Source organism: Corynebacterium sp. HMSC072D12, from assembly GCF_001813925.1.
Classification (GTDB): Bacteria; Actinomycetota; Actinomycetes; order Mycobacteriales; family Mycobacteriaceae; genus Corynebacterium; species Corynebacterium aurimucosum.
Map to the genome: position 1 here is coordinate 159952 of NZ_KV814415.1, position 23881 is coordinate 183832.

The following is a 23881-nucleotide window of genomic DNA, read 5'->3' on the forward strand; positions in this document are numbered from 1 at the left end:
GCTTGAAGTCCTTTCTAGCGGCTAGCTGTGGTTCAGCTGTTCCGCGACCAACCAGAGACGTTGGGCATTGGAGGCCTTAATCAAGACCACATCTTTAACGTTACGGCTAGCCCAATCATCGACCCCTGCTGGGGCCACGCGCAGTATGCCGTCCACCGCCTGTGCGGCGGCCGCGGCATCGGCGCACACCACTGTATTTATACCTTGCTGCGCAGCGGCCTCGGCCATCGCCCGGCAGTTGGGATTCTCCCCTACCGCGATGAGGTGCTCGACGTGGTATTTGGCCAAAAACTCACCGAGCTGGCGGTGCGATTGCTCTGCATCGCTGCCGAGTTCTCCCATCTCCCCCAGCACCGCGATGGAACGGGCGTCGGGGCGCGCTGCTGCGGTATAAGCCAAAGCGGCAATGGCCGCTCGCATCGAATCGGGGTTGGCATTATAGGAGTCATCGATGACGGTGACGCCATCGCGGCGGGTGCGCACGTCCATGCGGTGTTCGGAAGCGAGGCGGTGGCCGGACAGGGCAGCCGCCACCGTGTCTGCCGACACCCCCAGCTCGATGGCTGCGGCGGCCGCGGCCAGTGCATTAGACACCTGATGGGAGCCAAAGACTTGGAGCTTCACAGCAACGGGTTCGGCATCCGAGCTGTGCAGGGTAAAGGAGGGACGAGCAACGTCATCGAGCACGATGTCGGTGGCATAGTACTGTGCTGCCGGGGCACCTCCGCGACGATTTTCCGTGGAGTAGTACACCACTTTGGCCTCCGTGCGTGGAGCCATGGCAGCGACGAAAGGATCATCGGCGTTAAGGACGGCTACGCCGCCTGCCTCCGCGTTCGGCAGCGCCTCCACCAACTCTCCCTTGGCCTGAGCGATATTCTCGCGCGAGCCAAATTCGCCGAGGTGCGCGCTACCAACGTTCAGGACCACGCCAACGCGCGGCGCGGTGATTTCGGTGAGGTGACGGATGTGCCCGATGCCGCGGGCCGACATCTCCGCCACCAGGTAGCGCGTGTGCTCATCGCACCGCAGAGCCGTATAGGGCAACCCGATTTCATTATTGAAGGAGCCGGGCGGAGCGACAGTCTCCCCCACCTCGCGGAAGATGGTGGCAATGAGGTCCTTGGTAGACGTCTTGCCGGCCGAACCGGTAACACCGACAATAGTGAGTTCCTGCTCTGCGGCAAGGCGCTGCGTTACTGCACGAGCAATCGCAGACAACGCTGCGACAACGGCGGCCGCAGACCCATCTGTATCGTTGGCGTAAATATCCGCGTTGGCACCGTCACCCTCGACGCGCCCGTGGGGTTCGACGACTATCGCCGGAACACCCACCGGCCGCGCCGCCAAAACGGCAACGGCGCCTTTATCAATTGCGGTGGTGGCGTAGTCATGGCCATCCACGCGGGCTCCGGGCAGCGCTACAAAGAGGCTGCCTGGGGTGACCTTGCGAGAATCGAATTCGACAAAACCAGTCACCTGGGTGTTTGGATCATCGACGCTATCCAGGCGGCCGCCCGTGATCTCAGCGATCTCAGCGAGGCTTAACGCAATCATGCTTGCTCCTTGGATTCTTCGGTACTCAGGGTAGTCGCAGTAGTCACGGCTTCAAGAGCTCGAGCCATCTCTTCGCGGTCATCGAAGTGATGGACGGTATCGCCAATGAGCTGGCCTACCTCGTGCCCCTTGCCAACGACGATGACGGCATCACCCGGCTGCGCCCACGCCACGACTTCATCAATGGCCTTGGCGCGTGAGCCTACCTCGCGGATATCAGCCGCTGGGTTTGCCTCCTGGGCGCCCGCAAGCACGGCTGCACGGATCGATGCTGGGTCTTCGGTGCGGGGGTTGTCATCGGTGACGACGACAAGGTCCGCGCCCTTCGCGGCGGCCGCTCCCATGAGCGGACGCTTGGAGGAATCGCGGTCACCTCCCGCGCCGACGACGATGCCGATGCGGCCCGTGCTGCCTTCCAACTGCGTGCGCAGGGTCTCCAGAACGGCCGCGATTGCAGCCGGCTTGTGCGCGTAATCCACCACAGCCACAAAGTCTTGGCCGCGGTCAACACGCTCCATGCGCCCAGGGACTGCCACCTTCTCTACACCCTCGAGGAAGACGTGCGGCTCGATTCCAATAGCGGCGGCCATCCCTGTGGCGAGAGCCGCATTGGCGATGTTGAAGGTACCCGGCATAGGCAGGCGGAATTCAAACGTTCCGGCATGCTCACCGGAGGCAAGCGTTAGTTCCACCTGCTGTGCACCGGTGACCTCAGTGCTGAGCTGACGGCCAGTGATATCGGCATCGCTTCCTTGCGAGGTCGTTGATACCCGGATCACCGGGCGTGCTGCGGCGCGCTGCGCCATACGCTGTCCCCATTCGTCATCGACGCAGATGACGGAGCGGTCGGCGGCGTGGGGGCCGTCGAAAAGCAGGGCCTTGGCCTCAAAGTAGTCTTCCATCGTCGGGTGGAAGTCCAGGTGATCCTGGCTCAGGTTCGTAAAGCCACCCACGTCGAAGCGCGTTCCCTGGACTCGTCCTAGCGATAGCGCGTGGGAGGAGACCTCCATCACCACGTGCGTAACTCCCTCAGACACCATGCGCGCAAAAAGCTCCTGCAAGGTCGGCGCCTCCGGAGTGGTCAAGGAAGTCGGGACCGGCTCCCGGTTAATGCGGGTACCCGTCGTACCAATGAGACCCACTGAATAGCCCGCGTGCAAGAGGCCTGCTTCGAGGAGGTAACTCGTGGTGGTTTTACCCGAGGTGCCCGTCACTCCAAGGATGGTGAGTTTCTGCGTGGGGTGACCATAAATCTCAGCGGACACGGCTCCGAGGATGGCGCGGATATCCTCCACCACAAGAAGCGGCCGCTTCTCTCCGGCGTCGTCGAGGATACGCTGGCCTTCGGCGTCAGTGAGAATGGCTGCGGCCTTAGTATCGGCGGCAAAGCGCGCGCCGTGAACCCGTGTGCCCGGAAGCGCCGCGAACAGGCCACCGGGCGGCAGTGCTGCCGAGTTCAGCCCACAGGACCTAACGGTAGTCGAGGCATCCCCGATCACTGTGCCCCCAGAAATCTCTGCTAGGCGCTTCAGGGTGGTGCTGCTGGTCACGGTGATTCCTCTTCTCTGTTTCTCTGTCTCTAGGTTTTCGATATGTGCTTTTCGGTGTGAGAGCTGACTACTCGGCGCGCAAAGTCAGTTGCGGTGCTGGCGGGGAGGGCGGGATATTGTCGCGGTCAAGGAGCCAGGATGCGATATCGCTGAAAACAGGGGCCGCTGATTGGCCGCCGGATCCATCGTCGTTGACACCGGATTCCGGCTCATCGAGCATGACGGCGACGACGAAGCGGGGATCATCGGCAGGCGCAATGCCCGCAAACGTGATCCAGTATTTGGAATTGGAATAAGCCCCAGTGTCCTCATCGACTTTCTGCGCGGTACCGGTCTTGCCGGAGAGCTGATAGCCCTCGATGTTGGCGTTGCCGGCGGTACCGTTGTTCAGGCCCTGCGGATCATCCTGGAAGACCGCTCGGAACATGTCGACGACGGTGCGTGCGGTTTCGGCGCTGACCACGCGGGTGGTCTCGGGCTCCTCCAGCTCTTCCTTCGTCCCGTCCGGCGCGGTGATCGAATCAATGATGCGCGGCTCGATGCGCTCGCCGTCGTTGGCGAGGGCCTGGTAAACAGACGCCAGCTGCAGGGCAGTCCATGACTGGCCCTGGCCGATGGGCAGGTTAGCGAAGGTACCGCCGGACCACTGCGAACGATCGGGAACCAGCCCCGGGGACTCGTTGGGCAGCTCGATTCCGGAGGTCTGCCCGAGTCCGAACTTCTTCAGGTAGTCGGCGTATTTATCTTGGCCAAGTCGATCCGCCAACATCAGCGTTCCGACGTTCGAGGACTTACCGAAGACGCCTGTCGTGGTATAAGGCTCAACGCCGTGCGGCCAAGCATCATTAACAGTCACGCCGGCCATGTCGATGGAGCCGGGCACCTGCAGAACTTCATCCGGGTCAGTCAGACCCTCCTCGATGGTCGCGGCGGCAGTAATAATCTTCGCCACCGAGCCGGGCTCGAAGGGGTGCGAGACCGCCAGGTTGTCGAAGGTTTTGTCCTTCTGGAGCTGCTTTTCGATGTCCTTATTCGGATCAACCGTACCAGTATTCGCCATGGCTAAGACCTGTCCGGTAGCGGCATCCAGCACGACCGCCTCAGCGCTTTTCGCCTTCGAGTTAGCCTTTGCCTTTTCCAGCTTCTGCTGCACGTAGGTCTGCAAATCAAGATCCAGCGTCAACGTGACATTTTTGCCGTCAGTGGTGGGCACCTGATCACGGAGGCTACCGGGAATCACCTGGCCATTAGCCGAAACGTCTTCGGTGGAGCTGCCATCAATACCCGTGAGGGTGGTATCACCGGAGGCTTCGAAACCAAACTGGCCTTGGCCGTCCATGGACACCTTGCCGATAACGTTCTCCGCGATAGCACCGTTGGGGTACTGGCGGATTTGCTGCTCATCGGCGGCAAGGCCGTGGTATTCCTCGGAAATAGCTACCGCGACATCTGGGTCGACATTGCGCACGAGGACCTCATACTGGGTGTCGGCACGGAGCTTGTCCATAATCTGCTCCGGTTCCACGTCGCCGGCATCGATTCCGGCCTCCTTCAGCTTGCTCGGAATCCCCTCCGACATTTCGGTGAGCCGCTCGGTCACTTTGTTGTCTAGGTAGGAATTCTTCGCGTCGGGAGCCAAGGACTCAAACTCGGCCTCCCCGGTGGCCTTCTGCTCTTCCTGCTCACGAAGCTCATCGCGCAGGCGAGTCGGTGAGACGGTCAATGACCGAGCACGCATGGTGTAGGCCAAACGTTGGCCATCGCGTGCAAGGATCTCACCCCGTCCGGCGGTGTCGACGTACACGCGGGTTCGCTGCGCTGCTGCCTTCGCTGCCAGGTCTGGACCCCATACAATCTGCACCCAGGCGAGGCGCCCCATCCAGGCCAGCATGATGACGAGCATCACCGCCGCAATGACGTGAACGCGCTGGCGCATCGTCTTTTGCTGACTCAGGAAAGGCTTGCCGGTACGTGGATTCCGGGAGCGGGTCGCGGGAACGACGCGGTCGGCGTCGTAGCGCTGCCGTGGTTGGTGAGAGGCGCCGCGTGGCTGAGCGGCACGGGCGGCGGGAGCCCGCCTCGGGCGCCGGCCACCGGAGTGTGGTGGGGTCACACGTCACCTTTCTGTCTGCAGCGAGGGTAGGTAAGTAAACAGCTGAATGTCTTGCCCCACGCTTGGCGCGGGGTAGAGACAGTCTCATCCCGAATTGTGCCCTATTATCGCCGCCTGCCCACGCAGGCACGCGCGAAGCGGGAGGGGGATTCTATCCCCGCGCCGCATAGGGAGCCTGGGCCGGAATATCCGGCAGCTCAACGCTCGCCTCCCCTGGCTGGCCGCCTTCGGGGCTATCCTCCGAATGCGCGTCCGTGGTAGCGGCACCTCCGCCTTCGCGGTTGCGCTCGCTGAGCGTCGGGCGGGCGTTGAGGTTGTCGGACATGTTGGCCGTCGCATTCGGGTCACTGGAAGCCTGCCCCGGGCGGACCGGCTCACCGTTGACATCGATGACTGATTCCATATCCGGGGTTGCCTCGCGCTTGTGCTCGATGTTGCCGTCTGCGCCAACCTCCACAACGCCCGGCTGGACCGGAATGCCCATCTTGGCTTCGTGGGCGCGGCGAGCGACATCCGAGGCCGAACGAACGTTTTCCAAGTCTCGGTTCAGGGTTTCCAGCTGGTTATCCAGCGTGGATTCTTGGGCGGTGAGCTCCTGAATCTTGAAGGTCTGGGACGTAGACAAGCCCGACAGCCACATGGCTGCGGCCACACCCGTAATCAGCAGAGCAATGGCGGTGAAGGACAGGCGCGCGAAGAGGCCGTTAACCCGCGTGGGCTGTGAGACACGACGCCCACGATTGCTTACGACCTGCTTCGAGCCAAGGCGGCTTCCCCGCAGGCCGGAGCCAACGCGGCGAGTAGGAACGGTGCCGCGGTGCGGGGTGCGGCTCGGCAGCGGGGTGGTACGACGCCCCCGTTCAAGCAGCGCGGTTCCCTGGCCCGTGGCATCGGCTCCAGTGGTGAAATCGCGGCTTGCGCCCATGGTGTGGGTCCTCTCGTGGTCGCGGCGGTGCGTTGCCTGTGCGGTACGGTCTCTCAGCGTCATGGCCTACCTCCCGGTTCATGAAAAGACGGTGTCCCCTCAAGGCGTTCGAGCGCGCGTACACGGACGGATGCCGCACGCGGGTTCTCCGCAATCTCTTCCTGGCTCGCCTTCTCCGCACCACGCGTCACCACGGAATAATGCGCCGCGGTCCCGGGCAAATCCATGGGCAGGCCCGCTGGAGTGGTCGAGGTGCTGAGCTTGGTGAAAGCATGCTTGACAATGCGATCTTCGAGCGACTGGTAGCTCATAAACACCGCACGTCCGCCAATGGACAAGGCATCCGTAATCACAGGGATAACCTGCTCAATAGCCTCAAGCTCACGGTTAACCTCAACGCGCAGTGCCTGAAAGGTTCGCTTCGCCGGGTGGCCACCAGTGCGGCGCGTTGCTGCGGGGATGGTGGCGTACAACAAGTCGACTAAGCGCGCGGAGTTGCTAAAAGGCTCCTTTTCCCTTTCCCGCAGAACCGCGGATGCGATTTTGCCGGCGAAACGCTCATCGCCATAGGTCTTTAAGATGCGAGCCAAGTCGCCGTGACTATAAGTATTGAGAATGTCGGCGGCGGTCGTTCCCTGGCGAGGGTCCATGCGCATATCCAGCGGGGCGTCAGTCTTGTACGCAAAACCGCGATCGACCTGATCCAGCTGCATGGAGGACACACCCAGATCAAATAGCGCCCCGGCTATGCCGTGCTCCCGCGCGATGGAAAAGATCTCGTCTTCCCCATCCGCGATAGCACTGCCCACCTCATCGAAACGCGCGTTGACGCCCACGAAACGGTCGGCGAAGGGGCGGAGACGTCGAGAAGCACTGCTCAACGAAGCAGAGTCACGGTCCACGCCAATGATGCGCACGGAGGGAAAGGCGGTGAGAAAATATTCGCTGTGACCACCCGCGCCCAAGGTACCGTCAACGATGACGGCATTCTCCCCTGCCGCCTCGACAGCAGGGGCAAGCAACTGGGCCATGCGAGCACGCATGACGGGGACATGGCCGTGGTTCTCGCTCACGTCGTAGTTTATGGTGCCGTCGTGCTCCACAGTTGCTGTCCCCCTTTCCGTTCAGGCGCTTAATGCTGCGGTCTGATGTTCTCGATAAAAAGCGAGTGCGTATAGGGCCCTGTCCGAGGAAGGGTTCTGATGTCGGGGAAGTACACCAGCTCATCCTCCTCGGGCAGAGTCCGTACACGCACTCTTGGTTCGCCGGGAAAGCTTTAGAGCAGCCCAGCAAGTACGTCATCGGCGTCTGCCGCCGAGTAAGCATCTTCAGTTTGCGCCTGGTATTCAGCCCACGCGGCTGCATCCCAGATTTCGAGGAAGTCGACCGACCCCACGACCACGCATTCCTTTGTCAGGTTTGCGTACTCACGGTGGCCTGCTGACAGCGTGATACGCCCGTGCCCATCGGGGCGCTGCTCGTCCGCACTCGCTGCCAAGTTACGGATGAACGCACGCGCGTCCGGGTTGGTGCGTGACACAGCCGCCGCCTTCCTAGCTCGTGCCGCGAATTCCTCCCGCGGGTATACCGCAAGCGAATGGTCCTGACCCTTGGTAACCATGAGGCCACCGGCCAGTTCTTCACGAAACTTCGCTGGAAGCGTGAGCCGCCCTTTGTCATCGAGCTTGGGAGTGTAGGTACCGAGAAACATCCCCGGGTCCACCTTCCTGCCACTCGAAAACTCCGGATTCCTCTCGCGACAAGAGAACAACTCTCTCCTCCGCTGCGCCCCACTCTACCCCACTTTCCCCCACCGCCCACACCTTTCACTCCCCTCTTCCCCGCGTGTCACAGAAAACATGCAGCTAGACAGGAGTTTTTTCGGTGGGAAGTTTTCCCAGCACACTCTTGACACGCCCCCTAAGTGCGCACTTCACACCCTTATTCACACCTGCATCTTCCACCCCTTTAGGGAGATTTCTCCCCCACATTCACACGATCCTGCGGTTTATACGTGCATTATCCCGCAGCCAAGCACCTCACACTCCACCGCCTCACCGGCCTACACGGGGCCAGTGGGGGAAAGTGGGGAATTTAGGGAAACTGCCCAGGAAGCCGTTTCTCGCGACAGCATTTTTAGAAACGCCACGTTCCTATGTTAGAAACATATTGTTGCTATCTCACATTTGACGGGGATGGCATTCCAACAGATTCCCACCCACTAGGAAGATCCACCATGTATCTAGCTTGGCGCGAGATGCTCTTCGCGCGTACCCGCTTCCTCCTCATGGGCGTTGTCCTCGCCCTGATGTCCATGCTCGTCGTCATCATCTCCGGCCTCACCGCAGGTTTGGTCAACGACGGAGTCTCCGGACTGAAGGCCATGGACAGCGACGTCGTCGCCTTCGCCGACGGCACCCAAAAGGACTCCGCCTTCACCCGCTCCGTAATTGATGCCTCCGCAGCCGAATCCTTCGCCCACCTCGATGGCGTAGACCAGGCCGCCCCTTTGGGCCTGACCATTGCCAATGCCCATAACCAAGAGGGCACGGCAGTGGATTTGACCCTCTTGGGAGTAAAACCCGATTCCTTCCTCGCTCCAGCTGGGCTCCCCGCCATCGACACCACGCGGGTCGACGGCCAACCCAGCAACACCAAGCACGACATCATCGTCTCCTCCACCCTGCAGGATGAGGGCATCGAAGTCGGTGACACGATCACCCTTGACCGCCTGGATATCCCTCTCAATGTCATCGGCTTTAGCGATAACCAGCGCACCTTCGGTCACGTGGACGTGGCCTACCTGCCTTTGGATATCTGGCAGGAGATCCATGCCGGCGGGCGCCACGGTGAAGCCGTCAACCCGGACGCCTATGAAGAGGCTTCCGTTATCGTCGCCCGCACTACAGACAAACCCGACACCGAAGCCCTCACAGAGCAGTCCGGACTCGATGTGCGCACCCTCAAGGAAAGCTTCGACTCCTCCCCCGGCTACACCGCTGAGATGATGACCCTGTCCATGATTACGTGGTTCCTCTACGTCATCGCCGCGCTCGTCACTGGTGCTTTCTTCCTCGTCTGGACCATCCAGCGGGCAGGCAATATCGCCACTCTTCGCGCGATGGGCGCCACCAAGGGCTTCCTGTTGCGCGATAGCCTCGGCCAAGCTGTAGTCATCCTTGTCTTGTCCATCCTGGCGGGCGCGCTGGTGGCCGTCGGCTTAGGCAGCCTCTTGGAGCAGACCGCGATGCCTTATGCCACCGAATTCAGCTCTGTCATCAGTGGCGGCCTCATCCTCTTCGTCGCTGGATTGCTCGGTGCCTTCATCGCCGTCGTCCGCGTTACCCGAACCAACCCCCTCGCTGCCCTAGGAGAAAACCGATGAGCCCAGCTTTAGAACTACACGACGTCACCGTCAGCTACACCGATGGCGACTCGCAAGTTAAGGCACTCGATTCCGTCAATCTCAGCATCGATCCCGGTGAATTCGTAGCCGTGGTTGGCCCATCCGGCTCTGGAAAGTCCACACTGCTCGCCGTTGCGGGCGCGCTGACAACACCCGATTCCGGCAAGGTCCTAGTCGCAGGTGAAGATATCGTGCCGCTGAGCGGCGCCCAACTGGCCGAGATTCGTCGCAACCACATCGGCTTCGTCTTCCAGTCCACAGGTAACCTTCCCTCCGCGCTGACCGCGGAGGGACAAATCGAGCTGGCCGCCAAGGTCATCGGCAAGACTGGGCGCTACTCCAGTGCTGAGCTGCTCGACAAGGTCGGTATGAAGCATCGGTCGAAGCACCGTCCAGGAAGCTTGTCCGGCGGTGAGCGCCAGCGTGTCGGCATCGCCCGCGCGCTCGTGGGCGATCCCCAAGTGCTGCTTGTCGACGAACCCACTGCCGCCCTTGATCGCGCACGCTCCCAAGAGATCGTGGCGCTGTTGGCAAAAGAATGCCACGACTTTAACGTCGCTGGCATTATGGTCACTCACGACTATGAAGTCCTTGAGCACTGCGACAAGGTCTATGAGATGGTCGACGGCCGCTTGACGCCTGCCTCAGCCCCAGCGTCAGAGTAGGAAAAGAATGCGCAGCTTAACGTAGAATTACGCGCATGCCAAAGATCACTGAAACGACAGTAGCCGAGCACCGCGCCGTCCAGCACCGCGCGGTGTTGGAGGCTGCCGAAAGGTTGATCATCAACAACCGTGGTGCGGTACCGACCTTGGCCGAGGTAGCTGCGGAGGTTGGGCTTGCTCGCCCCAGTGTCTATCGATATGTGTCTTCTCAACACGATTTACTGGTGCAGCTTCTCATCCAGGCCACACAGTTGTGGAATGAACAGCTCGAGGCCGCCATGAAGGTGGCTCCCCCTGAACCCACGAAACGCCTCCGCGCCTATGTGGACGCCACACTCGAGCTCTTTGTTCATGGGGCTCACGGTCATTTGATGACTGCCGCTCAACACTTCCCCCGAGCTTTTGCTGACGAGGAAGTGCAACGCTCTCATGACGGCTTCGCCTCCATCGTTGATGCGTTCTGTCCCGGTATTTCCGCGGTAGACATTTCGCTGCTCAACGCAGCCATCCTTCGGGCTTCGGAGCTAGCGGAGCGCTCTCCGGAGCAGCTCGATAGCGCGACACAGACTCTCTATGCAATGGCCGATGCCATTGTGCCCCACCCTCCTCCGCGGATGAGAGCAGACCAGGACAGATAAAACCGACTAAGAACAGCTAAGAGCAAAGCAGCCCTCCGCGAATTAACGCGGAGGGCTGCGGGGCGAGAGTACAGCTATCTATACAACGCCCATGAGCGCCTTATTTGGGGCCTAGCGTTCTTCAAAGCGACGGCGGAAATTGTCTTCCAGGCGGTTTCCAACGCCGCTGCCGCCCTTCTTGGATTGCTTGTTGTGCCCGCGCGCAGGGGCATGCGTGCCGACTGCAACCAGAGAATCTTCAGACTTTCCGCGCAGCATCCAGACACCGGAGCCGAACATAACGAGGAAGCCAAGGACGGAGAGGCTGACAAACCACAGAGATTGCTGAGCCAACGCGATACCGCCCACCATCATGCAGAGGCCAACAACAATCAAGGCCACGCCGCGGAGGGTGAGGGCACCCGAGTTTCCGCCGAAAGAAGTTTCACCGGACACAGACGCGCCAAAATCAGGATCATTGGCCAGCAACGACTGTTCAATTTCACGCAGCGCTTGCTGTTCGTGCTCAGAAAGGGCCACAGCGTCCTCCGTAATGGGTTGGGGTTTAGGTAGTAATACTGGGAATGTGGATTACTACCTCTATAACGTCAAGGATAGCGAGATAGTTCCCACAAAGACAGTCCATAATTTGGCCACACTACCCCTCACGGCCTATGACCCCGGCCCCAGTCTTAGGCCGCCATTACCCCGAAGCCCAGCTCGGACTCAGTCGCATCCACATAACGTGCGGCAAGCGCTAAGTACTGATAAACCGAATCCGGCTCAGGGACCGGATCTAGCCCAGAGGCCACACGTGAGCGCACACGGGAGTACTCCTTAAACTCCTCTGCCCACTGCGCATCAGCCAGGCCAATGAGAGCCACCTGCTCCCAGGCGGAAGTAGGCAAGCGCCGGCGGCGCGACACCGTGGACGCCGCCACGCGTGCCCCGGCTGCACGTAGCGAGGCGCGGTAAGCCATTTCCAATGCATCCGTAAAGCTTCCCTCCGCTGCGCTTCTCCGCGCATCCGCTAAGAGGTCTAGTGCTTGGTTCACAAAACGGTCTCGCTGCACCCGCTGCATAGCCTCACGGTTCCGGCTGCGGGCCGCCGCTGTTGCTGAGATTACCTGTGCCATGTCCTCTCCCCCTTGGGCTTCTTCCTCAGTTTGTCGATAAAGACTGTGCCGTTGATGCTGTTGATTGTCTGCTGTTGTTCGTTGTTGCGATTCACCTTAAAACCACCTTCCTACATCCACCTCCAATTTTAGAGCACGTGTTCGAATTAAACAATGGTTTTAAAGCATCATTTCGAATGTTTTCGAACACGCACACCACGACGCTTGATGGAAGTTTCCCCGAGTGCTTTCACATACCGCGAGAATCTGTTGTTATTAGACATGTGAGTTACACGCTGCGCCGCTTAAGCCCCCAAGAGTTCGCCATTGCCCTCCCGCACTTGGTAGATATCTACATTGCAGCGATGGACTACAACCCCTCGGTGCGCGAGGGGTCCATCTCACGATGGCGCGCAGATCTCATACGCCCAGGGTTTTCCTGCGTTGTGGCCACCGATGAATATGGCATCGCCGGCTTTGCCTACGGCTTCCTAGGCACCCCCGATACCTGGTGGGATAAACAGCTCCGCCGTGCACTCGCCGCCTGCGGCGGCCCTACCCCAGAGCAAGAAGAGATTCTCCACAATTACTTCGAGCTGGCAGAAATCCACGTGCTCCCCGCGAAACAAGGCCACGGCCTGGGCCGCGCACTACTAGAAGCCTTAGCCTGGAATCTTCCCGCTCGCTATATTTTGCTCTCCACACCAGAAGTTCCTCATGAAGCCAACTCCGCCTTTGGGCTCTACCGCAAGATGGGCTTTGGCGATTTCCTGCGCGACCTCCATTACCCCGCTGATTCCCGCCCCTTCGCAATCCTGCAATCTACTGTGCCGCTCGCGCCAACCGACACCACTTAACCTGGCGCCTTAGCCCTGAACCTGCCCAGGTAAAGTGGCAAGCGTGACTACACCGCAGATACCTTCCTTGGACGAAATTCCCGCAGCCGTACGCGAGGAGCTCGCGCTTTTTCTAGACCGCCAGCGTGATGCCATCGCATCCATCGGCGCTCCGGTAACCAACGCGATTTCCTATTTGGAATCCTTCGTGCTGGATGGCGGCAAGCGCATCCGTCCCCTCTACGCATGGGCAGGTTTTATCGGCGCACGCGGGCTGGAAGGGTCGGAGTCCCCGCAGGCCATGCTCCGCGCAGCCACATCCTTGGAGTTCATCCAAGCCTGCGCCCTGATCCACGATGACATCGTGGATGCCTCCGATACTCGGCGCGGTAACCCAACCGTTCACCGTGGCGTAGCAGCCCGCCATCGCGAACTCGGCTTCCACGGCGATGCTGATTTCTTCGGCCAGTCCCTTGCCATCCTCGTGGGTGACATGGCTCTGGTCTGGGCGGAAGACATGCTCCAAGACTCCGGCCTGAGCCCTGAGGCACTCGCGCGTGCCCGCGCCCCTTGGCGCGCTATGCGCCGCGAGGTAATCGGCGGGCAGATGCTGGATATCTGCCTCGAAGCGGAAGGTTCTGAGGACGCCACGTTGGCTGATTCCGTCAACCGTTTCAAGACCGCCGCCTACACCATTGAGCGCCCCCTGCACTTGGGCGCAGCCATAGCCGGCGCCCCCGAAAAGCTCGTCGCTGCTTTCCGCGGCTACGGCCAAGACATCGGGGTCGCCTTCCAGCTGCGCGATGATTTGTTGGGGGTCTTCGGTGACCCCGCCGTGACCGGCAAGCCGGCCGGTGATGATTTGCGCGAGGGCAAGCGCACAGTCCTCTTGTCCTTGGCACTGCAGCGCGCGGATGCCTCCGATCCCGCCGCGGCTGCGGAATTGCGTCGCCTCATCGGTCAGACAGAGGATCCCGCAGAGATTGCCCGCATGGCGCAGATCATTGCGGATTCGGGTGCACCGGATGTCGTCGAGCAGCGCATCAACGATCTCACGCGCTCGGGCCTTGACCACCTTCACAATGCTCAGGTTTCCCCCGAGGTTACGAAGACTCTGGAAGAGCTGGCTCACAAGTCCACGGCCCGCCGGATGTAGCATGGCTCGTCCCACAACCACGCGCGTGCCCCTGCGCATTCCCCATCCCCTGCCTTTGGGCATCATCGCCGCTGTCGTGCTGGCGCTTGCCTCTTTCTCCGGTGGCGCTACCCGCAATCGCGGTGGATTCCTTGAGGCGCTCAATATCGGCTTTCTGGCTTATGGCCATGGCCGCAACATCGGCATGGTCCTCTATTGGGTTGGCCTTTTCGGTTTGGTTGCCGCATGGGTTTTAGCCGGCCGCTACTTCATTGCCCCGCAGTTGAAGAACCCACAACCAGACGGCGCGCTGTCCGATATTCGTCGGATGCTGCTGTGCTGGGTTGCCCCTTTGTTGTGTGCGGCACCGCTGGCTTCTCGCGATGTGTATTCCTATCTCATGCAAGGTGCGATGGTGCGTGATGGCTTCGACCCTTATGTCGAAGGCGCGGCGGTGAACCCTGGTCCCTTCCTCTTGGAGGTCTCCCACGACTGGCGCAACACCACCACCCCTTATGGCCCCTTGCATCTGTGGATGGGCAATGGTGTAACCCACCTGGTAGGAGAAAACGTCGCCGCGGGCATCATCGTTTACAAGGCAATTTCGGTCCTGGGTTTTGCAGCTATCGCCTGGTCAATTCCACGGCTAGCCCGAAGCATCGGAGGCGATCCTGCCCTCGCGCTCTGGTTGGGCGTGGCGAATCCAGTGATGCTCTTGCACCTCATCGGTGGAATGCACAACGAATCAGTCATGGTGGGTTTAGTATCGCTGGGCTTGCTTGCTGCAGTGCACCACAAGTTCCATGTCAGCCTCCTTCTCGTCGGTGTGGCAGTCTCCCTCAAGGCCACCGCTGTCTTCGCCGCACCTTTTATCGTGTGGCTCATGCTGCACCACTGGGCCCCAAAGGGGACGAAGCCCATCAAGCGCTTCGGAGTCTTCCTCCTGTCCGGCTTCCTTGCCGTGGTGGAGGTCGCACTGGCGGTGGCGGCGATTACGTGGGTGTCGGGAAGCTCGTGGGGCTGGCTGTCACAGATCAGCGGCAATTCCAAGGTCATCAACCCTCTAGCTGGCCCTACCCTGCTGGCTGACATCCTCGTGCCGCTCATCCAGGTCTTCTCCCCCGATACCACCTATAACGGTGTGCTCACCGCGCTGCGCTCGGCTGCGATGATCCTCATGATCCTCGGCCTCGTCCTCGTATGGTGGTGGGGTCGCATGGGCGTGCGCCGGGCTATCGCCGCCACGGCCGCCGCCTACCAGGTGGCATTCGTCTTCAACTCTGTGACGCTGCCCTGGTACTACGCCTCCGTGCTCACGCTCATGGGAACGTTCCGCCCGCCATTGCCCTTGATCAAGCTCACCACCGGCGTGGCTATTTTCATCGGCGTCGCCTTTGCCGGCGACGGGAACCACCAGCTTTATAACTGGTTCTGGGATATCGCCATGGTGGTCGTAGCTTGGTCAGCAACGCAATGGATTTTCGATGGTGTTCCACGCACCACCGCGGCCCCGAAGCCCGATGAGGGTTCTAAAAAGCCGAAGCCTGTGCGCGCCGAATAACCTCGCGCGCCAGGTGCCCGTGCAGCGCGTCAATGGGGCGGCCTGGCAAAGAATCATCTTCGGTAAATAGGTGCGCCAGAATCTCGTTATCGCCCCACCCGTTGTCGGAGAGGACCGTAATCACTCCAGACACATGCTTGGAAATGACGCCTTTGGCGTTGAAGAATGCTTCCGGAACGAGGCGCTCTCCCTCGGCATTGCGCCACACAATGAACTTGCGCGCATTGAGAAGATCGAAGACACGCGTGATCGGGAGATCGAGCCTTTCAGCGACCTCCTTCAGCGTCAGCAGCTTTTCCCCGGCGAGGAGCTGCGGCAGTTCTGGGTGCGGATTCTCGGTGTTTTTCTCAGACTTAGTCACGGACACAACTGTAGCCGGATCACACTTTGGGGCGCCGATCAGCCATACTGGAATCCATGACAAGGCTGAACGTGGGCGACATTCTTGAGGGACGCTACCGCATCGATCAGCCGATCGCTCGCGGCGGCATGTCCACCGTGTATCGCTGCGTTGACATGCGTTTGGGTCGCGCAGTGGCGGCCAAGGTGATGGATGAGCGCTATCACGATGACCCCGTCTTCGTCACCCGCTTCGAACGCGAAGCACGCGCGATGGCGCAGCTGAGCCACCCCAATCTCGTCGCCGTACATGACTTTTCCGCGGATGGATTACCCATTTATCTCATCATGGAGCTCATCACCGGAGGTACCTTGCGCGAGCTCCTTGCGGAACGCGGACCCATGCCGCCGCATGCCGCAGCCGGCGTCATGCACTCCGTGCTGGCCGGGCTCACCGAAGTCCACCATGCCGGCCTCGTGCACCGAGATATCAAGCCGGACAATGTTCTGATCACGGATAGCCACCGCGTCAAGGTCGGTGATTTCGGTCTGGTTCGCTCCGCCAAGGCGGAGCACGATAGCTCCGGCCAGATCGTCGGTACCGTCAGCTACCTCTCCCCCGAGCAGGTCACTGGCGCGGATATCACGCCGGCCTCCGACGTGTACTCCGCGGGAATCGTGCTCTTTGAACTATTGACCGGCACAGTCCCCTTCCACGGCGATACCCCGCTGGCGCACGCCACCGCGCGCGTGCACGAGGATGTGGTGGCGCCCTCCTCCCGCATCGAGGGGGTACCCATGCTTTTCGACGCTCTCGTGGCCACCGCCACTGCACGCCAGCCAGCCGAAAGGTTTGCGGATGCCGGCGAATTCCTCGATGCCTTGGATGATGTCTCCCGCGAGCTACAGCTCCCGAAGTTCACTGTCCCCATTCCGCGGAACTCAGCTGCCGCACGTACTGCTGCCGTGCCAACGGATTTTTCGGGCACGGATAATACCCGGGTCTTTGAAGCGACCTCAGCTATCCCTGCGCCCCAGCCCCCAACTCGGGAAACCCAGGTAGAGCCGCGCAACGACGCCTTCCTCCCGCCAGCCGCGCCTGTCGAGCCCCCGGTACCCTCCCCTGCGATACCGGAGCCTTCTGCCCCCGTTCCCCCAGCCGGGGCCGAGGAAGAGCCGGAAGAACGGCCCTTGAGCAACCGCAGCGCGATAGCCCTCATTGGCTTCCTCGTCCTCGTCGGCCTCGCCACCTTGGCCGTCGCCGTGGCGGCTTGGTGGTTCGGCTCCGGAGAATACGGCACGTGGCCGATTCTCTGGAGGCCGTATTAGCCTGCGCAGCTTCTAGTTGCGCAGCATCTCAGCGATAAGGAAGGACAGCTCCAGCGATTGCTGGGTGTTTAGGCGCGGGTCCACGGCGGACTCGTAGCGGCCCGGCAGATCCACATCCGTGATGTCCTCAGCGCCGCCAAGGCACTCGGTGACGTCCTCACCGGTGAACTCCAGGTGCACGCCGCCCGGGTGGGTGCCCAGTTCACGGTGGACCTCGAAGAAGCCTTGGACCTCGTCGACGATCTTGTCGAAGTGGCGGGTCTTGTAACCATTCGATGCCGTGAAGGTATTTCCGTGCATAGGATCGGACTGCCACACAACCTTGTGGCCGGAGTCCTCCACTGCCTTGATGATCGGGGGCAGCACGGAGCGCACCTTATCGTGGCCCATACGGGCAATCATGGTGAGGCGGCCCGGCTCACGGTTCGGGTCAAGCTTCTCCGCGTATTCCACTGCCTGCTCCGGCGTCACGCCAGGGCCAAGCTTGATGCCCACGGGGTTGCCAATGATGGAAGCAAAGGCCACGTGGAAGTCCTCAAGACCACGGGTACGCTCACCAATCCACAGCTGGTGTGCAGACAAGTCATAAAGCTTGGTTTCGCCGTTGAGATCCGTGCCCAGTCGGAGCATGGAACGCTCGTAGTCCTTCAACAACGCCTCGTGGGAGCAGTAAATCTCCGCCGAGCGCAGGGTCTCGTCCGAAACCCCACAGGCGTTCATGAAGGCCAGGCCGTTCTCAATCTCATCCGCCAGCGCCTGGTAGCGCGCACCCGCCGGGGAGTTAGCCACGAATTCGCGGTTCCACTCGTGGAGGCGGTACAGGTCTGCGGTTCCGGAGTGGGTCAGCGCCCGGACCAGGTTCATTGCCGCCGAGGAGTTCGCGTAGGCGCGAATCATGCGGGCAGGATCGTGGCGGCGGGACTCTTCGTTAGCTTCCACGCCGTTAACGATGTCACCGCGGTAGTTGTACAAGCCGTTCGCGTCCAGATCAGAGGAGCGCGGCTTCGCGTACTGGCCGGCGATACGTCCCAGCTTTACTACCGGAGTGGACGCGCCGTAGGTCAACACCACGGCCATCTGTAGCAGCGTCTTGATGTTGCCGCGGATGTGCGGCTCAGTGTTGGATTCGAAGGTCTCGGCGCAATCGCCACCCTGGAGGAGGAAGGCTTTGCCCAAGGCGACGTCGGCAAGCTTGCGCTTGAGATCCTCAACTTCCGGGGCCACGACGATAGGCGGTACGGATTCAAGAATCTTGCGCACGTTATCAGCCTGCAGCTGATCCCAGCTCGGCTGCTGTTTTGCCTCGCGGGAAATGGCGTCTTGGAACTTCTCATTGATCCCCTCCGGCAGCGGCGGCAGATCAGGAAGCACTTCTTTGGGAATATCTACTGTCCAACTCACACCCAGTATTTAACCATCTTGGGCCTGTCACGCGTTAGTTAATGGACTTTTCGGCCGCGGTATTAATTCACGATTAATGCACGCGGTTGCCCCTAGTCAGCGGCAATTGCTGCTCGCAGACTCGAAACTTAGCCAGATTATGGCGGGCGTCGACCAACGCATCGTGGTTGCCATTGGGTACTGGAGGCAGCTTAGGGCGGCCAGCAAACTCCCAATACTGCTTCAGTTCGCGGGTATAGCGCGGCATCCCCTTGGGCAGGCTAGCCATGTCTCCCCACAGTTGTGCGAGGACCACGTGGTCATAGGCTCCTACCCAAGCCCACAGCTCAATGGGCGTGGAATGCCGGCCTAAGAATTTCAAGAGCTCTTCGCGGATGGTCTCACGTGATTTCCAAACTGGGTCTGCGGGGCTTGGCAATTTATCCAAGACGTTCTCCCGCACCCACACATTAGCCTTCGCGGGGTCGAAATCTGTGGACACCGCGTAGTACTCGCTTCCGTCTTCCCCGACAATACCGATGGAGACCAGCTCGATGGTCGATCCGTCCTCAATGAATTCGGTGTCGTAGAAGTAGCGCACGCCCCGTATCCTAGTCTGCCGCCTAGAGCTGCCTTGCCACTGGGGGCCTATACTCAGCGGCGTGAAGAAAGCCCTTTCCTCTCCCTTTCTCCCCCTGATCATCGCTGGGCTGGCAGCCCTACCGTGGATTATCCAGCCTGCAGCGTTATTCAGCGACGGCTCCGTGCTTCCCTATTACCACGTTGACCTCGATGTATATCGTGAAGGAGGGCGCGCGCTGCTGCGCGGAGAGAATCTCTACACGCAAAGCTATGTACTCGACAACGGCGTCTCACTGCCCTTTACGTACCCGCCTTTTGCCGCAGTGCTCTTTGCCACGGTGTCGTGGATACCGCTGTGGCTACTCTCACTTCTCCTCACTGCGGCATCGGTGGCAGCGCTCTGGGGCTGCCTCTACGCCGTCCTTTCTCGGAGTTGCACCACTCACAGGCCCGGCTGGTGGTCTTCGTGGGCGCTCTGTGTGTGTCTGCTGTGCGAGCCCGTTATCGATACTCTCAGCTTCGGCCAAGTCAATCTCCTGTTGACAGCGATGGTCATTGTCGATTGCCTGCTGCTGAACTCGCGGAGCCCGTGGCGTGGAGCCCTTAGCGGCGTGGCTATGGCTATCAAACTAACCCCGGCGGTCTTCCTTGCGGTCTTTGTCATCCGCCGCGAGTGGCGTGCTTTCACTACGGCCCTAGGTTCCTTTGCGGTCTGCGGCGTGGTGGGCCACCTCGCTTCGCCGGCAAGCTCCACGGTGTATTGGAGCGATACCATCCGGGATTCCTCCCGCATCGGCACACTGACCTACTCCAGCAACCAATCCCTCCGGGGCCTGCTCAGCCGCGTCATCCCTGAGCAAGCAACAGCCCTCTGGATAGTCGGGTGCCTCCTCATCGTGGCGACGTTGTGGTGGGTCATGGAGCGCACATCCTCACAGATTGAGCTTCTGCTGCTAGCCTCGTCGGCAGCGCTGCTGTGTTCACCTGTTTCATGGTCGCACCACTTCACGTGGCTGTGCTTGGCGGCGGTGTATCTGACTGCCCGCCGCCGCTGGTTCATTGCCAGCCTCACATGGCTAGTTCTTCTAGCCCGCGGTCACTGGCTTGTCCCCCACGGTGAGCAACTCGAACTTACGTGGTCGTGGTGGCAGCAGATTCCGGGCAATGACTACTTCTTGCTTGTCGTATTCCTCGTTGCGTTGAGCTGCTGGCTCAAGCTCACACCTGCGGAGGAAGGTTCCTTCTTCCGCCGACTGGCTCCAGTCGGCGGTGGGGTCAGCGTCCAGCCCAAGACGGGTACCTTGCCTAGGGCCCATAGGGCCAAGGACGCAACAGCGCAATAGAGCACGCACATGCTGAGCCAGAACCAAGTATTTTCCAGTGGCCATTGACCCGCCAGGGTGACCTCCCGCGGGTGGAGCGCCATGGGGTAGCCATAAAGAACGGTCAGGCGCTGAGTAGTTATCCCACGCGCGGCGGGTGAAAAATCCGATGGCATAGGCCACGATCCTCCCGGAATATGCCCAGAAGCTACGATGATCCCACGTTCCCTTAAACGGTGCCTCGATGGCGGAGGTGAATGCAGCAATGGCATCCCGGAAATAGGCGGCGCGTGAAAAGCTCTGCGAAGCTGAAGCGAAACACCTTTTGTGCGAAGAAGCCGCTCACCAAAAAGAACAAAGGCAAACGCAAGGGGTCCAGCCACACGTTGAAGGCAGCCAGCCACGTGTCCTTGGATTCTGGAACCGTGAGCGTGATGTGCAACAGCACGACGCCCAAGATGGAGATCCCCTTTGCTACATCGGGTCAGGCTAATCGCTGTTTGGGGGAGGAAGTCACTGATTACCGCGCCTCCGAACCGGGCTCGGCCCCTTCCGGGTAGCCGTGTCCGGCTTGCAAGGAAGCCTTGACATCGGAAGCGTACACGTCGACATAAGGTTCGCCCGTCAATTCCGAGAGTTGCTTCATCACGTAATCCGTAAAGGCACGAGCGGTGGCGTGATCTTGCGGGTCGAGGTTACGCTCAGCGGCCCATGCTCGGGGGTCGATGGGCTCTCCCACGCGCATGCCGACGCGAACTGGGCGCGGAATCCACGAACCGATCGGGTTGGCCTTCCGGGTATTGATCATGGCGATCGGAATGACCTTTTCACCCGTGGTCAGCGCGATGCGCGCCATGCCGGTGCGCCCCTTGTAGATACGCCCATCAGGTGAGCGAGTTCCCTCCGGGTAGATGCCAAAAAGATCTCCGCGGCCAATAATGCGTTCCGCGCTCGCCAGCATCGCGTCACTAGCGTCCTTGTTGACGCGGTCAATCGGCACCTGCCCGACCGAGCTAAAGAACCACTTTTGCATGCGGCCGACGAAGCCGGGGGTAGTGAAATACTCGCTCTTTGCCAAGAAGGTAATCTGCCGCGGGCACAGAAGCGGGAAGTAGAAGGAATCCATCACCGCTTGGTGGGAGGAGGCCAAGATAGCCGGTCCGGACTCCGGGATGCGATCCATTCCTTCGGACCATGGGCGGTTCCACACTCGAAGGGCCGGGCCGAAAAAGATGTGCTTGAAGGCCCAGTACCACTTGTTTCGCATCGCTTATAGTCCTATCTGTATGTGCCGAACAGGCAGTGCTGCCCGGTGAAAGAAAAATGTGCGGTGTTAACCTCGGTGCTCCTGGCGGGCGAGATCAGCGACTCCGATCATACCTGCCGCCGAACCCAACTTCGCGGTTGCGACTCGGGCCAGGGGCCTGTGACCGGCCCCGACAATCTGGCTAGCCATGGACTCCCGCGCTTGATCTAGGTAAAGATCCGCGTCCTGGGACACCCCGCCGCCGATTACAATCAGCTCTGGATCGAGCACATCTGCCACCATGGACAACCCCTGCCCGAGCCACTGGCCGAAGTTCTCCATGACGGCCAATCCCAGTGGATCACCTTGTCGAGCCGCAGCGGTGATCTCCTCGCCGGAGGGGTTTAGCGGAAGGGCGGTATCATAGTCGCCGCGCAATTCCTCGCAGGTATCCGGCAATGCGGTGCCGGAGGCGTAACGCTCGAGGCAACCACGCTTGCCGCAGGAGCACAGGCGCCCACCCGGTGACACGACAAGGTGCCCAAACTCTGGTGCGGTACCGAAAGCTCCTCGGTAGATTGTGCCGTTAGTAAAAAGCGTGGCACCAATGCCGGTTCCCACGGCAAAAAAGACCCAGTCCTTCGCACCCCGTCCAGCACCGAAGCGCCATTCCCCCCAAGCAGCCGAGTTAGCATCGTGTTCTAGGCGAACCGGGATGTCCATACGGTTGCTGAGGATCTCGCGTACTGGGGCATCACGCCACGGCAAATGCGGTGCGAAACGAACGACTTCACACTCGGGATCCAAAAAGCCTGCGAGAGCAAGCCCCACGGCCTCGATGTCATGGGATGCGGCCAGATTGTCTACGCAGCGCACGATGTCATCTTCGAGTGTTTGCGCATCCGTGGCGGTGGGCACACTCAGCGAATCCACAATCTCTCCGGAGGGATCAATCACCGCAGCACGCAGGTTGGTTCCACCGATATCGAACCCGATGGTGAGGCCAGCGTGGCCGCCTTCAGCGGAGGGAAAGTGTTCAAGCATGACTAGTAGGATATACCGCGTCCTGCCCACGATCACATTCAAGAACCTCACGCAATCGTGCGCCCATAATCTCCCACGTCCAATGCTCTTCCACGTGGCGCCGTCCAGCTTCCCCCATACGGTGGGCGCCGGGGACGTCGCCAAGCAGCGTGCACAACGCTAGCTCAAGCTCCGGCACCGAGGAACCGCGCACAACTATGCCCGTCTCCGGCGTTACTGTCTCCGGCGCACCGCCGGAATCCCCTGCAACGACTGGTAGGCCCGCCGCCTGCGCCTCTAGGTAGACAATTCCCAGGCCTTCGACGTCGAGGCCGCCACCCCGGGTGCGCGCCGGCATGGCAAACACGTCGGCGGCGTGTAGCGCCATCCGCAATTCCGCCGTATCCCGTGCTTCCTGCACCACGGCGTCCGGGCAGTACAGGCGCGCAAGCTCACGCACAGTCGACTCATAACGACCGCGCCCGATGATGAGCAACTGGGCATCTGGAATTCGCGCGCGCACTTCCGGCATTGCGCGCAGCAGCTGGTCTTGGCCTTTCCGCGGGACCAGGCGGGAGATGCAGACGATGACCGGGCCTGGGCCTAGCCCGAAGTGCTCCCGTGCTGCTTGTTTCTCTTCCGTAGTAGCCGGGGTGAAATCCTCTAGGTTGACCGCCGAGGGCAGGTGCACCCACCGGGCACGCGTGCCGAACGCGGGCTCGAGCCTGTTGCGCGTGTACTCAGAGATATACGTGATGACATCGGCATTCTGACCGATTCTGCGCAAGGCTTGCCGCGCCAAGGGAAGCATGGACCACCCCACCTCATGCCCGTGCGTCGTTGCCACAATGCGGCTTGCCCCAGCCGCACGCGCGGACGGCGCCATAAGCGCCAGCGGAGCTGCAGCACCAAACCAGACTGTCTCAATGTTGTTTTCACGAATGAGCTGCTGCATACGACGAGCTGTGGCGGGCGTCGGCAACATAATGCTGCGTGGCCAGCGGACCACGGTATAGGGCAGCGTCGCGTCATACTCCGCGGCAGCGTCACTATCTTGAGTCGAGGCGAAGACCACGACATCCTGCGGGTTGAGGTTGGCTAGAAAATCTCGAAGATAGGACTGAATCCCGCCAATAGTAGGCGGGAAGTCATTGGTAACGAGGAGGGTGCGCGCCATAAC

Annotated in this window: 22 protein-coding genes and 1 pseudogene; 8 read left to right on the top strand and 15 right to left on the bottom strand. The window is 60.8% G+C overall.

The annotated features are described in order from the left end of the window. Positions 1-21: 21 nt before the first annotated feature. The 6 genes from murF to mraZ form a co-directional block, all read right to left on the bottom strand. Positions 22-1557: a UDP-N-acetylmuramoyl-tripeptide--D-alanyl-D-alanine ligase gene (murF, locus tag HMPREF2943_RS09890; protein WP_070711463.1), complete on the bottom strand. Its 1536-nt coding sequence runs from the start codon at positions 1555-1557 to the stop codon at positions 22-24. Then, on the bottom strand, positions 1554-3107 hold the full coding sequence (locus HMPREF2943_RS09895; RefSeq protein WP_070445276.1) for a UDP-N-acetylmuramoyl-L-alanyl-D-glutamate--2,6-diaminopimelate ligase: 1554 nt from the start codon (positions 3105-3107) through the stop codon (positions 1554-1556). Before HMPREF2943_RS09895 ends, murF begins: the two co-directional genes overlap by 4 nt. Before the next feature lie 67 nt (positions 3108-3174). Then, positions 3175-5043 carry a peptidoglycan D,D-transpeptidase FtsI family protein gene (locus HMPREF2943_RS09900; RefSeq protein ID WP_070445273.1) on the bottom strand — a complete coding sequence of 623 codons (1869 nt, stop codon included), beginning with the start codon at positions 5041-5043 and terminating at the stop codon, positions 3175-3177. Between the two features lie 328 nt (positions 5044-5371). Next, positions 5372-6208, bottom strand: a complete 837-nt coding sequence (locus HMPREF2943_RS09905) for a cell division protein FtsL (protein ID WP_070711464.1) — start codon at positions 6206-6208, stop codon at positions 5372-5374. Further along, positions 6205-7248 (bottom strand): 16S rRNA (cytosine(1402)-N(4))-methyltransferase RsmH, encoded by a 1044-nt coding sequence (rsmH, locus tag HMPREF2943_RS09910; RefSeq protein ID WP_070445266.1) that lies wholly within the window; start codon positions 7246-7248, stop codon positions 6205-6207. Before rsmH ends, HMPREF2943_RS09905 begins: the two co-directional genes overlap by 4 nt. Before the next feature lie 173 nt (positions 7249-7421). Next, on the bottom strand, positions 7422-7856 hold the full coding sequence (gene mraZ, locus HMPREF2943_RS09915; protein ID WP_010190539.1) for a division/cell wall cluster transcriptional repressor MraZ: 435 nt from the start codon (positions 7854-7856) through the stop codon (positions 7422-7424). A 525-nt stretch (positions 7857-8381) separates the two neighbouring features. Here mraZ and HMPREF2943_RS09920 point away from each other — a divergent pair. The 3 genes from HMPREF2943_RS09920 to HMPREF2943_RS09930 are packed head-to-tail and all read left to right on the top strand — an operon-like array spanning position 8382 to position 10854. Beyond that, on the top strand, positions 8382-9530 hold the full coding sequence (locus HMPREF2943_RS09920) for an ABC transporter permease (RefSeq protein ID WP_070711465.1): 1149 nt from the start codon (positions 8382-8384) through the stop codon (positions 9528-9530). Beyond that, positions 9527-10216 (top strand): ABC transporter ATP-binding protein, encoded by a 690-nt coding sequence (locus HMPREF2943_RS09925; protein ID WP_070643688.1) that lies wholly within the window; start codon positions 9527-9529, stop codon positions 10214-10216. The genes HMPREF2943_RS09920 and HMPREF2943_RS09925 overlap by 4 nt, the downstream gene beginning before the upstream one ends. Positions 10217-10251: 35 nt before the next feature. Next, a complete protein-coding gene (locus HMPREF2943_RS09930) occupies positions 10252-10854 on the top strand; it encodes a TetR/AcrR family transcriptional regulator (RefSeq protein WP_070445258.1) in 603 nt (200 codons plus the stop codon). Between the two features lie 111 nt (positions 10855-10965). Here the strand turns inward: HMPREF2943_RS09930 and HMPREF2943_RS09935 are convergent, their stop codons facing one another. Together HMPREF2943_RS09935 and HMPREF2943_RS09940 are read right to left on the bottom strand one after the other, a co-directional pair. After that, positions 10966-11373, bottom strand: coding sequence for a DUF3040 domain-containing protein (locus tag HMPREF2943_RS09935; protein ID WP_070643685.1), 408 nt, complete (start codon positions 11371-11373; stop codon positions 10966-10968). A 152-nt stretch (positions 11374-11525) separates the two neighbouring features. Further along, positions 11526-11969, bottom strand: coding sequence for an SAV_6107 family HEPN domain-containing protein (locus HMPREF2943_RS09940; protein WP_070643682.1), 444 nt, complete (start codon positions 11967-11969; stop codon positions 11526-11528). 263 nt (positions 11970-12232) lie between these two features. Here HMPREF2943_RS09940 and HMPREF2943_RS09945 point away from each other — a divergent pair, with 263 nt between their 5' ends. From HMPREF2943_RS09945 to HMPREF2943_RS09955, 3 genes are read left to right on the top strand one after another with little or no spacing between them, the layout of a single operon-like run. Further along, positions 12233-12805, top strand: coding sequence for a GNAT family N-acetyltransferase (locus tag HMPREF2943_RS09945; protein ID WP_070643680.1), 573 nt, complete (start codon positions 12233-12235; stop codon positions 12803-12805). A gap of 43 nt (positions 12806-12848) precedes the next feature. Beyond that, on the top strand, positions 12849-13940 hold the full coding sequence (locus tag HMPREF2943_RS09950) for a polyprenyl synthetase family protein (RefSeq protein WP_070445246.1): 1092 nt from the start codon (positions 12849-12851) through the stop codon (positions 13938-13940). A gap of 1 nt (position 13941) precedes the next feature. After that, positions 13942-15480 carry an alpha-(1->6)-mannopyranosyltransferase A gene (locus HMPREF2943_RS09955; protein WP_070643677.1) on the top strand — a complete coding sequence of 513 codons (1539 nt, stop codon included), beginning with the start codon at positions 13942-13944 and terminating at the stop codon, positions 15478-15480. On the opposite strand, the gene HMPREF2943_RS09960 is transcribed toward HMPREF2943_RS09955, so the two are convergent. Next, positions 15449-15847 carry an Rv2175c family DNA-binding protein gene (locus HMPREF2943_RS09960; RefSeq protein WP_070445241.1) on the bottom strand — a complete coding sequence of 133 codons (399 nt, stop codon included), beginning with the start codon at positions 15845-15847 and terminating at the stop codon, positions 15449-15451. The two genes, HMPREF2943_RS09955 and HMPREF2943_RS09960, sit on opposite strands and share 32 nt — an antisense overlap. Before the next feature lie 50 nt (positions 15848-15897). On the opposite strand from HMPREF2943_RS09960, the gene HMPREF2943_RS09965 reads away from it, so the two are divergent. Continuing rightward, on the top strand, positions 15898-17148 hold the full coding sequence (locus HMPREF2943_RS09965; protein WP_070711466.1) for a protein kinase domain-containing protein: 1251 nt from the start codon (positions 15898-15900) through the stop codon (positions 17146-17148). A 12-nt stretch (positions 17149-17160) separates the two neighbouring features. Here HMPREF2943_RS09965 and HMPREF2943_RS09970 read toward each other — a convergent pair whose 3' ends face one another. Then, positions 17161-18549 carry a class II 3-deoxy-7-phosphoheptulonate synthase gene (locus HMPREF2943_RS09970; RefSeq protein WP_070445234.1) on the bottom strand — a complete coding sequence of 463 codons (1389 nt, stop codon included), beginning with the start codon at positions 18547-18549 and terminating at the stop codon, positions 17161-17163. 73 nt (positions 18550-18622) lie between these two features. After that, positions 18623-19129, bottom strand: coding sequence for a polyadenylate-specific 3'-exoribonuclease AS (locus tag HMPREF2943_RS09975; RefSeq protein ID WP_070711467.1), 507 nt, complete (start codon positions 19127-19129; stop codon positions 18623-18625). Positions 19130-19190: 61 nt separating this feature from the next. Between HMPREF2943_RS09975 and HMPREF2943_RS12675 the strand changes: the two genes are divergently transcribed. Beyond that, the gene (locus HMPREF2943_RS12675; RefSeq protein ID WP_141756103.1) at positions 19191-20453 is read left to right on the top strand and encodes a glycosyltransferase 87 family protein; all 1263 of its coding nucleotides are present in this window, start codon (positions 19191-19193) and stop codon (positions 20451-20453) included. 256 nt (positions 20454-20709) lie between these two features. Here the strand turns inward: HMPREF2943_RS12675 and HMPREF2943_RS12680 are convergent. The 4 genes and pseudogenes from HMPREF2943_RS12680 to HMPREF2943_RS10005 all read right to left on the bottom strand — a co-directional run. Further along, a pseudogene (locus HMPREF2943_RS12680) lies at positions 20710-20898 on the bottom strand (hypothetical protein); the annotation flags it as partial. Between the two features lie 54 nt (positions 20899-20952). Further along, positions 20953-21699 carry a lysophospholipid acyltransferase family protein gene (locus HMPREF2943_RS09995; RefSeq protein WP_070711469.1) on the bottom strand — a complete coding sequence of 249 codons (747 nt, stop codon included), beginning with the start codon at positions 21697-21699 and terminating at the stop codon, positions 20953-20955. A gap of 66 nt (positions 21700-21765) precedes the next feature. After that, complete coding sequence (locus HMPREF2943_RS10000; RefSeq protein ID WP_070643669.1) at positions 21766-22722, bottom strand: ROK family protein; 957 nt, start codon at positions 22720-22722, stop codon at positions 21766-21768. Further along, positions 22715-23878, bottom strand: a complete 1164-nt coding sequence (locus HMPREF2943_RS10005) for a glycosyltransferase family 4 protein (RefSeq protein ID WP_070711470.1) — start codon at positions 23876-23878, stop codon at positions 22715-22717. Before HMPREF2943_RS10005 ends, HMPREF2943_RS10000 begins: the two co-directional genes overlap by 8 nt. Positions 23879-23881 lie beyond the last annotated feature (3 nt).

Bases quoted from the DNA above. Each gene is read 5' to 3' on its own strand.
- murF (WP_070711463.1), bottom strand. From the start codon at position 1,557: ATGATTGCGTTAAGCCTCGCTGAGATCGCTGAGATCACGGGCGGCCGC.
- HMPREF2943_RS09900 (WP_070445273.1), bottom strand. From the start codon at position 5,043: ATGCGCCAGCGCGTTCACGTCATTGCGGCGGTGATGCTCGTCATCATG.
- HMPREF2943_RS09905 (WP_070711464.1), bottom strand. From the start codon at position 6,208: ATGACGCTGAGAGACCGTACCGCACAGGCAACGCACCGCCGCGACCAC.
- mraZ (WP_010190539.1), bottom strand. From the start codon at position 7,856: ATGTTTCTCGGTACCTACACTCCCAAGCTCGATGACAAAGGGCGGCTC.
- HMPREF2943_RS09920 (WP_070711465.1), top strand. From the start codon at position 8,382: ATGTATCTAGCTTGGCGCGAGATGCTCTTCGCGCGTACCCGCTTCCTC.
- HMPREF2943_RS09925 (WP_070643688.1), top strand. From the start codon at position 9,527: ATGAGCCCAGCTTTAGAACTACACGACGTCACCGTCAGCTACACCGAT.
- HMPREF2943_RS09930 (WP_070445258.1), top strand. From the start codon at position 10,252: ATGCCAAAGATCACTGAAACGACAGTAGCCGAGCACCGCGCCGTCCAG.
- HMPREF2943_RS09940 (WP_070643682.1), bottom strand. From the start codon at position 11,969: ATGGCACAGGTAATCTCAGCAACAGCGGCGGCCCGCAGCCGGAACCGT.
- HMPREF2943_RS09955 (WP_070643677.1), top strand. From the start codon at position 13,942: ATGGCTCGTCCCACAACCACGCGCGTGCCCCTGCGCATTCCCCATCCC.
- HMPREF2943_RS09965 (WP_070711466.1), top strand. From the start codon at position 15,898: ATGACAAGGCTGAACGTGGGCGACATTCTTGAGGGACGCTACCGCATC.
- HMPREF2943_RS09995 (WP_070711469.1), bottom strand. From the start codon at position 21,699: ATGCGAAACAAGTGGTACTGGGCCTTCAAGCACATCTTTTTCGGCCCG.
- HMPREF2943_RS10000 (WP_070643669.1), bottom strand. From the start codon at position 22,722: ATGCTTGAACACTTTCCCTCCGCTGAAGGCGGCCACGCTGGCCTCACC.
- HMPREF2943_RS10005 (WP_070711470.1), bottom strand. From the start codon at position 23,878: ATGGCGCGCACCCTCCTCGTTACCAATGACTTCCCGCCTACTATTGGC.